Annotated in this window: 7 protein-coding genes; 3 read left to right on the forward strand and 4 right to left on the reverse strand. The window is 71.4% G+C overall.

Annotated features, from left to right (window positions below; genetic code table 11):
• Nucleotides 1–91 precede the first annotated feature (91 nt).
• The 4 genes from KME75_RS36045 to KME75_RS36060 all read right to left on the reverse strand — a co-directional run bounded on the left by KME75_RS36045 (nt 92) and on the right by KME75_RS36060 (nt 5,663).
• Entirely contained in the window at nt 92–1,204 is a 1,113-nt protein-coding gene (locus KME75_RS36045) for a recombinase family protein (protein ID WP_219419423.1), read from the reverse strand.
• A 1,497-nt stretch (nt 1,205–2,701) separates the two neighbouring features.
• Entirely contained in the window at nt 2,702–3,409 is a 708-nt protein-coding gene (locus tag KME75_RS36050) for a trypsin-like serine peptidase (protein WP_219419424.1), read from the reverse strand.
• 263 nt (nt 3,410–3,672) lie between these two features.
• On the reverse strand, nt 3,673–4,683 hold the full coding sequence (locus KME75_RS36055) for a TRM11 family SAM-dependent methyltransferase (RefSeq protein ID WP_219419425.1): 1,011 nt from the start codon (nt 4,681–4,683) through the stop codon (nt 3,673–3,675).
• Nucleotides 4,680–5,663, reverse strand: coding sequence for a hypothetical protein (locus tag KME75_RS36060; protein WP_219419426.1), 984 nt, complete (start codon nt 5,661–5,663; stop codon nt 4,680–4,682). The genes KME75_RS36055 and KME75_RS36060 overlap by 4 nt, the downstream gene beginning before the upstream one ends.
• Nucleotides 5,664–6,629: 966 nt before the next feature.
• Between KME75_RS36060 and KME75_RS36065 the strand changes: the two genes are divergently transcribed.
• The 3 genes from KME75_RS36065 to KME75_RS36075 form a co-directional block, all read left to right on the forward strand.
• Nucleotides 6,630–7,841 carry a sigma-70 family RNA polymerase sigma factor gene (locus KME75_RS36065; protein WP_219419427.1) on the forward strand — a complete coding sequence of 404 codons (1,212 nt, stop codon included), beginning with the start codon at nt 6,630–6,632 and terminating at the stop codon, nt 7,839–7,841.
• Nucleotides 7,841–8,470: a pilin gene (locus KME75_RS46385; protein ID WP_219419428.1), complete on the forward strand. Its 630-nt coding sequence runs from the start codon at nt 7,841–7,843 to the stop codon at nt 8,468–8,470. The genes KME75_RS36065 and KME75_RS46385 overlap by 1 nt, the downstream gene beginning before the upstream one ends.
• A 3-nt stretch (nt 8,471–8,473) precedes the next feature.
• Nucleotides 8,474–10,479, forward strand: a 2,006-nt coding sequence (locus KME75_RS36075; RefSeq protein WP_219419429.1) for a TrbL/VirB6 family protein, incomplete at its 3' end; no start/stop codon positions are given.

Raw genomic sequence — 10,479 nt, forward strand, 5'->3', positions numbered from 1 at the left:
GCTCTCCGATGATCAAGCTTGGTGTGAGAACCGCAAGATCACCACCGGAGTCGTGCCCGTGCTTACATCCTCGACCGCGTGTCGCCGCAGCTCAGCGCCCACTCACCGCGACTTTGCCGACCCCCTGGGTGTCCACCCACTCCTGCTTGCGACTCACACAGCCGGTGCCTTTCCCGCCCCAGCAGGAGTAGTTGCCGTACCGCTTGCGGTTGATGGTTCGACGCAGCGGGGAGCCGCATACCCCGCACCGGGCGAGCCCTGCAAGTAGGTGCTTGACCGAGGCGTCGACCCAGCTGCGACGCGCCGGGTCATACAGCTTCTCCGCCAGCAGCGCGTGCTCTTCGGCGCTGATGATTGGATCCCAGCTCGCAATAACCCCGTCAAGCACTTTGCCCTGGTGAACGCGCTTCCCGGCGGCAGCGGGGGACAAGATCACGTCGCGGACCTGGTCCTGACGCCACAACCAGCTCGACTGGGTGTCTCCAAGTCGTCGCATCCGCACGGTCTCGGGGCTTGGTACTCCGCGGGCGTTCAGTTCGTTGGTCAGCGAGTACATCGCTTCGCCGCCAAGCACGCGTCGCGCGAGTTCCTCCACGATGGGCGCCGTCTCTGGGTCGGGCTCCTGACGAATCAGTGCCCGGGTCCGAGGGTCGTAGATTCGTCGGTAGCCGTAGGGGATCTTGCCGTGTGGGAGACCTTTGGCAGCCCGTGCCGCGACGTCGCGGCGGATGCGCTTGCTGGTCATGGCCGATTCCCGCACTGCGAGGGCGGCGCCCAGGTCCAGCATGAACCCGTCATCGGGGTCGTTCGGGTCGTGGACCTTGCCACTGATGGTGATCTTGACGCGCTGCGCGATGCAGGCGTTGATGAGCGTCGCCCACACGGGTCGGTCGCGTGTCGCGCGGCTGATCTCCCACACCCACAGCTCGGTCACCCGGCCGTCCATGATGGTGGCCATGACCTCGCGCCAGCCCTCACGCACCTTGCTGGCGGCGTAGCGCGAGGCGCTGATGCCGTCGTCGCGGTGCACGGAAATGATCTGAACGCCGTCTCGACGAGCAATTCGAGTCAGCTCGCCGAGCTGCTGATCGACGCTTTTGCCATCCCCGGGCCCAGCCCGCTTGCCCCGAGTCGTCACACTTCGGGGAATTTTGCTTACCCGAGCGTAGAGAGCTGCACGCCGGTCGACATCAGCGACGTTCACAGCAGCTAGCGTACGCATTTGCACGGAGTGCTAGCTCGCGAGTTGGCCGAATAAGTGATTTGCATGAGCGAGAGTCTCTCAGTCAATTATTGGCCAACTTCCCGATAGGCCGAGGGTGGGCGAGAATTTGGTAGGCAGGCCGCGCGCGGCACCTTTCGCTCTGATGCTTTCCTCCGAGAGTCGAGCCCCGCGTGGCTTGGACACGATCGCCTACCGTCACCGCAGCGTGTGGTCGTCAACTTGCTTCACGAGTCTCTACAGGTCGTGAGGCCAGCTCGCGTTCCTGCTGGCTGATCTTTCTCTTGAGATCAGATCGTGTGGGCTTCTGCCCGGCTGCTGCAACGGCGAAAATTGCTCTCAGCTGGACGCGTTGCAGCGCGTCCAGCTGAGGGCAACCAGCAACTGCAGTTCGCACGGCAGCCCAGTAGGCGAAACTGCTGCGATCCATGCCGCGCGGACTTCGTGCGCGGCTCCGTTCAGACATGAGCGGCCACGGAGCACCCGCTCACTGGTGAGTGGAAACGTCGGGCGCTCCGCCCGCCGGCACCCACACGAGCGCGCCCAACTGGATCTTCCAGTGAGCTGAGCGTGGATCTGTCCATGTCGTGCTCCGTTCGTCTGTTGCAGTGACATCTGTGGGGCTCCGGCCGATCACCAAGCGGCTTCGCCGCTGGCCGGTGGTATCGCTCGGCCAGCTGTCTGCGCCGGGACTCCGATTACCCGATGAGCGCGAGCAACAGCACGACGACGAGCACGGCCCAGACCAGCCCGAGTGCGATCTGTCGGTAGCGGCGGCGCCATCGGCGACGTGCTGGACGGCGGGCGGGGCGAAGCGACCAGATGTCGTGTCGGTTGCGGTGGTGTACTCGGTGACGGCCGTGCCGCCGTGGGGTTGAATGACTCATAGCCGGACTCCTGTGGCTGCAGGGTTCGGTCAGGGCTCCGGTCGGCGTTAGCGCGCCGACCGGAGCCCGCCTGTAGGTGGTCCACCGCGGGCTCGCGGGGTCTGCCCGGACCTCGGCGGTGTGCCGCTGGTACTGCCCGGGCTGGGTTGGGTCGGTTTAGCGCCTCCGATTGGGAAATGCGGCGGGGCGGGCCTATATGTGCGGGTCTATGAACGCTTGGATGTTGCTGAAGAGCCAGTGGCCATCGACGGACGCTCCCGCCACCTGCCGGGGGCGCGGGGCGCGGGGACGTGGACTCATTCGGTCGCGCTCGACCTGGACCTCGTCCTTGGGCTGTGGCCCGAGACCTGTGAGCGGCGTGTCGCTGGTATAAGCGGCGGCTGCAGCCTCTGATCGTCATCAGTTGTGGATCGAGTACCGAGTGCGAACTCTCGTAGACGGCGGGCGCGGTACCGGCCCGATTCGGCGGGAGTTGGCATCGCGCCGATCGGCCTGGTGCGTTACGTGGCAACAGGTGGCGGTTGTACTGGCCGGACCGCTCGGGGCCATGGCTGCCTGGGCGCGGGCACGCCTGATGAGGCCTGCCCACGGATCAGACGTGTGCCGCAGGATCAGTCGTCGTGTGGTCGGCGGTCTCGTAGAGGTGCCGGGCGGACGTGCCGAGCGGAATGCCGTAGGTGCGGCGCCCGTCGAGGCCCTGGTAGCTGGTTGCTGCGATCACCGTGCCGCTGCCGCGTTCGGGGGCGAAGGCGATCAGCCAGGGGCCACCGGAGCTGCCCGCGGTCATGCGGCACTCCATCCCGAGGGCGTCGCTGGAGGTGGAGCCGGGTGTGTCGACGGCAGAGCCGGTGCAGCGGCGCAGTGTTGTGCCGTCGAAGGGGGGCTCGACGGGGTAGCCGAGCATCGTGACCGAAGAGCTCGAGATTCGGGTGGTGGCGAAGGCGATGCCCTGGGCGCCGAGAGTGTGTTCAGCAGTGCGCCCGTCGAGGTCGGCCAGGCGTAGGAACGCCACGTCGAAGTGGGGGTCCCCGCTGTCCTGCCAGCGTTGGTCGATCCACATGTGGTCGACGTTCCATTTCCCGTAGGGAGCCTCCTTCCCGGCGCGGCCGGGATAGAACGCGAGGTCGGTGATCCAGCCGGGGGGCCGGCCGCGGAACCCACCGGCAAACCGGTCGTGGCGGCGCGGGATGTAGACGCAGTGCGCGGCGGTGACCGCGACCCGACCCGAGTCGGACGCGACGACTGTTGCGGTGCAGGAGCTGCCCGGGCCAAGGAGCTGACCGACCGTCGACGCGGCCAACCCGGACGAGTACCGCCGCCCTGATGAGTCTGGTCGCGGTGTTGGGCCATCCCCGGAGTTGGCGGCTGGGACCGGGGATGTCACCGGGACGACCTCGGGCGGCGCATTGCGGACCGTCGAGCTCGGCCCGGCGGTGGCGACCTGCGCCGCGCCTCCCGCACCCATACTGGCGGCCGGGTTCGCAGCGGGGCCGGCTGTCGCGGCGAGGAGGACGGCAGCGATCGCGGCGACCCAAATGCGGCCGCCCGCGACGCGATCTGGCCTCACGCCGCCGCCGACTGGCGTTCATCGGTGTCGCGTGCCAGTGCGCCCTGGGCGATCACGACGGGTGGCAGCGGCGAGGCACCTGCGGTTTCACGCGGGGCATGAGGGCGTTGGAGGATGAGGACGTCCTCGTGGGCGATCAGGTGCAGCGGCAGCCCGGCGCGGCGCTGTTTGGCGATGAAGTCGCGCTGGAAGAACGAGCCGCGGGCGACGAAGTCGCCGTCGGCGGTGACGCGGCCGAGCAGGGCGACGCAGCGGTCGACGAGGGTCAGGCCGGTGCGCTGGCCGCAGGCGGCGATCTGGGCGGGCAGGTCGATCAGCTCGGCGTGTTCCCGCCACGGCCGCACCGTGATCACCACCCGGCCACCCGGCCGCAGAAATGGGACGGCGGCGGTGAGGATGCGGGTGAACCCGCCCAGCAGCCGGTGATGGCCGATGTTGGCCAGGTTGCCGCGATCGAGGGTGTTGCCGTAGCGGTGGTTGATCTTGTGGATCGGGCCACCGCGCGTGCCGGCGAGGTGCCCATGGGTGGACGGCCCGTACGGGGGCGAGGTGACGATCAACGCGACCTGCCCGTGCAGCTGTTCGGGCAGCAGGCGGGCCAACTGGCGGGCGTCCCCGCGCACCACCCGGCCGGGGGTGGTGTGGCCGTGCTCGGCGGCGAGGTCGAGGTTCCCGGTGGCCACCGCGGCCCACCGTGGCTCGTACTCGACGCCGAGCGCGGCCCGGCCGGCGCGGACGGCCTCGACCAGGGTGGTTCCGATCCCGCACATCGGATCGAACACGAGCTCGCCGGGGGCGGTGTAGGTGGTGATGGCGTGCGCGGCGACCGCGGGCAGCATCTTCGCCGGGTGCGCCGTGGACTCCGGCAGGTAGCGGCCGAGGCGCTGGGTGCGCGGGGGCTGTTGGCCGGTCAGCCACACCGCGCCGACCGCACCCGCGGCCAGGCCCCCGCGCAGCCTGCGACCCTCGGTCTCCCCGACGTCGTGCGCCTGCTGGTGGTGGGTCATGCCGGGTCTCCCGTCAGCTCCGGGGCGGTCCGCGGGTCGGGCTCGTCGAGGGGTGCGAGGTCGGCAGGCTGGGCAAACAGCAGCAGATCGATCACACCTCGACCGGCCACTTGGTGCTCGGGTTCGGACGAGGTGGAGTCGGTGCGCGGTCGCCGACCGTCCTCGCTGGCCGCAGCCCGATCGGCGCGGGCCCCATCGGCGCTGGCCGATGGGACCGGACGGCGCATCGCGGGCGTGGGCTCGATGTGCAGGGGCCGCTCGACCATTACGATGTGTTGCAGGTAGAGCAGGTCCGCGTTCTGCGCCGAGGCCACTACCGACCCGGTCGGGTCGACCAGCACACCGCTGCGGTGTTCACTGTGGGTGAGCACGGTGAGGAGCCCGCCGGGGGCGAGCAGTTCGGCAGCCAGTAGCCCGAGTTGGTCGCCCGCTTCCTGGCACCCGAGGTCGACCACCAGCAGCCGGCAACCTCGTGCCCGGCCGCACCCGACGGCCGGCCCCTCATGCCGAGCAGCGATGTTGATCGGCGGGAACTGCGGCGCGAGCGGCGCCAGTCGGGTCCCGACCGGTGCCGGTTCGGGCCGTGCGGGCGGCCGTGAGGTGGCGGCGCCGACGCGCCCGTCGATCATGTCGGCCCAAAACGGAACCGCGGCACCCGGTTCGCCTTCCGCTGGCCCGCTCCCGACGGCGCGCCAGCGTGACGCGGCCTGATCGCCCGCGGTCGGGGTCGCCGTCCCCAGGCGCGTGGGCGGCACGCGCACCGCCGTCCCGTCGACACGGGCGGGGATCTCGTGTACTCGACCGGTTGCGCGCCGGCGAGTGGCGGCGTCGCCGGTGACGGCGCTGGGGCGTGCGTGGCGCAGGTCGTCGGCGGTGAGCAGCAGGGCGTCGGCGGCGAGTACCGGGAACGCCGCGAGCACCCGCTCCACCGGTGTCCGGTCGGGGGCGTCAGCGGGCGTGGTCCACACGGTGGTGGGCACCTGCTGTTCCCGCTGTTCGGCGACTGCGGGGGAAGCGCCGCGTCGGCGTGAGGGGACGCGAGCGGAGCCGGCGGGATCGGGATGGTGTGACGTCATGCCAGATTCACCTCGTCATGGGCAAGAAGCAGGAGAAGTCGTCCGGCGGGGACTGGGCCGGACGACGGGATAGGGAGCGTGATGTGGGGCGGGCTCGGGTGGTCGCCCTATAACTCCGTGTTTGCGCCGTGTGTGTCACACGACGCCCGCGACCTTTTTTGTCGGGTTGCCCGCAACCGCAGGTGCCCGCTTTGACGGCGCCTACTACGTCTCGGGGCGGCACTGAGTGATCTGTCGTCACTCGTGCCTGGCTGCGCGCCTTCGACGTGGTTCACGGATATTCGATGAGCGGGTTGGAAGATTCTTTGAGGAACTTGTGAGAGGAGCTGCTGGCATGCCGATATTCGGGCGTGTCGTGCGCCTACTACGTCTGGCGCCAGCAACCGCCCAAGCAGCCGACCGGTACCCGCAGGCCGTCGCCACACCCAGGTGGCGGAAGTCACCACGCTTGTCATCTCGCTGGTCACCCTCGTCATCGCCGCTGGTAGTGGCACCCCTGCTGGTGGTTATTCCGCGGCCGAAACGTGGTCGCGGTGCTGTTACGTCGTGGTCGAGCAGCATCGCTTCACGCCGTGCTGGCGCCCGGCCGGGCCGCCCGGCGAGGCGGTGGACCCGCCACGAGCAGCACGGCGGCGTGGGCACCTGGGCGCAGCGGAAGCGTGTCCACCAGGGGTCCCTGTAGTAGCGCGGTAGTAGCCACGACGTAATCACGTAGCAGCCACGTAGTAGCAGCTATGGCGTCCTTTGCTGACACACACAGGTGCCGCAGACAGCGAAGGAGACGCCGACATGTTGAGCTTTTCTCACCTTCCCATTGGGCGCGCGCCGGAAGGCTTTCCGGCCGCGCATACGCCGCTGGAGGCGGTGCGGGTGTCGTTTGATTGGTTGTGCGCCGGGCCGCACCCGGTCACCGTTGACGGCCGCCTGTTTCCCGGTCTTCCCGACCAGCTGCTCCCGCTCAATGAGTTGCGCGCCCGGCTGCTGTCCCGCGGGTGCGACCCCGAGATCCGGGATGCGGTATGGGCGTATCTGGTGGGTCGCTCCCGCACCGATGGCGGGACCTGGACGGTGGCGTGCGCAGGGATGGCGCTACCGGTGCTGGGGCGGGTGTGCCGGTTGCTGACCGAGAAGTTCGCCGGCGACCCCTTCGACATCCATGCCGCGGTGCTCGCCGGGTTCCTGCACGGCCTGGCCCGGGTCGATGTGCACCGCCGCGCGGTGCTGGTGTCGCTGCGCTGGTCGGCCTACCGCGCCGGAATGGCCGCGGTCCGCGACGCCCTGTCCGCCCCGACTCCGGTCACCGGGGCCCGACTCGAGTCTGCACCGCCGCCGGCTCCGGCCGGGCATCCCGACCTCGTCCTCGCCCAGGCCGTTGCCGACCGGGTGATCACCGTCGCCGAGGCGCAGCTGATCGGCGTGACCCGGCTCGAGCACGTCCGCCTCACAGACGCCGCGGCCGCCCGCGGCCAGTCCTACACCGCGGCCAAGACCGCCCGGCACCGCGCCGAGCGCCGCCTGCTCGCCTACCTCACCGCTCCCGCCGATCCCGCCACGGCATCCGCCGCCCCCACCGACCGGGCCACGCATCCCGGGGTGACCTCGGCGATCCCGGCGACCAGCACCACGACGGGATCAACGGCTGGGGTGCGGTCGACGGTGCGGCGCCGGGAGCGCAACGCGACCCGCCAGCGAGCACGCTCCGCAACCACCAACCGGCCCGAGCCTGGTGCGCTCCCGGCGGGTTCGACGCCGGACGGGCTCGTCCGATCGGGCGACGCTGTGTCACCAAATTCCGCGCAGGCCGGAGTTCCTCTTCGCGACCGACACCCGCTCACCGGGCCCGCCCACCCGGTACTCCCGGCGGCGCCGAGCCCGCTCACGACACCGCCCGCAGCGCCGGCCCGCGACCTCCACGCTCCCCCGCCGCCGCTGCCCGCTCCCGCGGCGCCCACGCCGCCCCCGTCCGCCCAGCCCTGCGGGGAGAGCGCGGCGTCGCCCGTTCGCCGCCGCGGCCGCCGCCGCGCCTCCCGCCCCGCCACCCACCGGCCCGCCACCCACCGGCCCGCGTCGGAGGCCTACTGATGAACCCCACCCCCACCACACACACGACGAGCACCACCGACAGCGCGACCACGGACCGCCCATCCGAGCCCACTTCGGCCGGGCTCGTCACCCCCGCCGACGCCGGAAGAACGAGAGAACGCGCCACGGACCCGGGACCAACCACCTCGTACGACCCCGGCGGCGAGGTCGAGGGTCCGGTCGCCGCAGCGGGCAGCAACTGCACGCCGGCGGGCACCGCAACGGCAGCTGCGGCCCGGCGCGGCGGCGCGCGGACCGCCGGCCTTTTGCTGCTGCTCCTGCTCGCCCTCCTGGTCTGCTCGGTCAGCAGCCCGGTCCGCGCGGCCGCGCTGACCCTGGCAGCGGCCCCTGGCGCCGCCCCGGACGCACCGGACGGCGGGGTGGTGCTGGCGCAGGCGGAGTCGGTCGATCAGGTCCTGACCAACGTCCGGAACTGGCTGATGGGCATCCTGGCCGCGCTGGCCACGGTATTCGCCACTATCGGCGGTATCCGCTACGTGATGGCCAACGGCGACCCCGGCGAGGTCGAGAAGGCGAAGCTCGCGTTCCGCTCCGCCGGCATCGGCTACGCGCTCGCCGCCCTGGCGCCGCTGCTGATCACGATCCTGCAGGGCCTCGTGGGGATGTGACCCATGCACCCCACCGCCTCTGCACCACCGCCCCTGGCAGATGGATGGCACGCCCCGTCCCGGCACGCGCGGTTCGCCGCGCTCCTCGCGATCGGGTCTCGGGCCGCGCTCCTGGCGGTCCTGGCCGCCGTCGTCCTGATCGCGGTGGCGCCGCCGGCCGCCGACGGGGCCGAGCCCCCCGAGATCACCGCCGCGGCGACCGCGCATCAACAGCCCGATCCCGACCCCGACCCCGAGCCGCCGCTGCCGGACCCGGACGACATCCCCTTCAGCCCAGCCCCGCACCCCGGCGACCTCCTTCTGCCCCCCACTCCCGACGACCCCGCCACCGACACCGAAGCCGCACCGACCGGCACCTACACCGACCCCGACAACAGCGGCCCCACCGACACGACCGGCGGCACCGAGCCGACCAGCCCGAGCGAGGGCCAGAGCCCAAGCGAGGGCGACGGCGCGACGGCCCCGCCGGGCGAGGAGAGCGGCGACGAATCGTGTACCGGGCCCGGCTGCCTCCCGCCGGCCGGCGAGTCGCAGCCACTCCCGCCGAACTCAGACGCACCCGGCACGGCGCCCGCACCCGGAACCGGTGCGACGTCGACGTGCGGGATCTGGGACCTGTCCGGATGCATCTCCCAGGCCATCAACGGGTTCCTGCGCGCCGCGGTCACCGACGCACTCAACCCCGGCCTGGAACTGCTGTCCGGGACCCTGCTGGCCACTCCCACCCTGGACCAACTCCCGCGGGTCGCCGAACTGTGGCAGTCCTCGTGGCAGCTGCTGCTGGCCTGCTACGCGATCCTGATCGTGATCGCCGGGATCCTGGTCATGGGGTATGAGACCGTGCAGACCCGCTACAGCATCCGCGAACTGCTGCCCCGGCTCGTGCTCGGGTTCGTCGCCGGCGCGTTGTCGCTGTGGGCAGCCGGGCTGGCCATCCAAATCGCCAACGCCCTCTCCCGCGCCGTCCTGTCCGCGGGCGTGAACCCGGACGCGGGCGCGGCGGCGCTGGCCGACATCGTGGCCAGCGCCCTGGTCGACGACGGTGGGATCTTCCTGCTGCTGCTCGGCGTGGTGCTGGCGGTACTGCTGCTCGGGCTGCTGCTGGTCTACGTCGTCCGGGTCGCGCTCACCATCCTGCTCGTCGTCGCCGCCCCGCTGGCGCTGATGCTGCACGCCCTCCCGCACACCGAAGGGATCGCCCGCTGGTGGTGGCGCGCGTTCGCCGGCTGCCTGGCCATCCAGATCGCCCAATCGCTGACCCTGGTCACCGCGCTGCGGGTGTTCCTCGCCGACGACGGGTTCGCCACCACCCTGTTCGGGACCGCGCCCACCAACAGCGGGTGGATCAACATCCTGGTCAGCCTCGCGCTGCTCTACATCCTCTGGAAGATCCCGTTCTGGATCCTCGGCAGCATCCGCGGCCACCACGGCCGCTCGCTGGTCGGCGGCCTGGTGCGTGGGTTCCTGCTCTACAAGACCGCCGGCCTCCTCGGCCGCGGCGGCCGCAGCCTCGCCGGCCTGATGCGCAACGGCCGACCCAGCGGCGGCCCCGGCCGCGGCGGCGGACCGGCCGGGCCCGACCCCTACCAGCGGGTCACGGCCACCTCGAACGGGCAGCTGCTCCTGCCGCTACCGGGGCTGCGCCGACAGCCGCCGCGCCCGAAACCCACCCCAGCGCAGCCGTCGAGCCGGTCGCCGAGTCGGGCGGGGCGCTCGGCAGGGGCGGGCCGGCAGCTGGCGCTGCCGCTGGAGGAAGGGTTGTGGCCCGAACAGCGCGCCGTGCTCGGCCCGGACGGGCAGTACCGGTTCGCGTTCCGCCCCGACCGCGTCCCCCGGCCCAACACCGCCCCACACCCACCACCGCCGTCATGGCGGGGGCCGGCGCCGGGTGGGCGGCAGCTCGCGCTGCCGCTCGGGGAGGGCGTGTGGCCCGAGCAGCGCGCGGTGCTGGGCCCGGACGGCCAGTACCGGTTCGCCTTCCCCGTCCCCCGCGGCCCCCACCCCGGCCC

This window comes from Pseudonocardia nigra (assembly GCF_019396355.1).
GTDB classification, from domain to species: domain Bacteria; phylum Actinomycetota; class Actinomycetes; order Mycobacteriales; family Pseudonocardiaceae; genus Pseudonocardia; species Pseudonocardia nigra.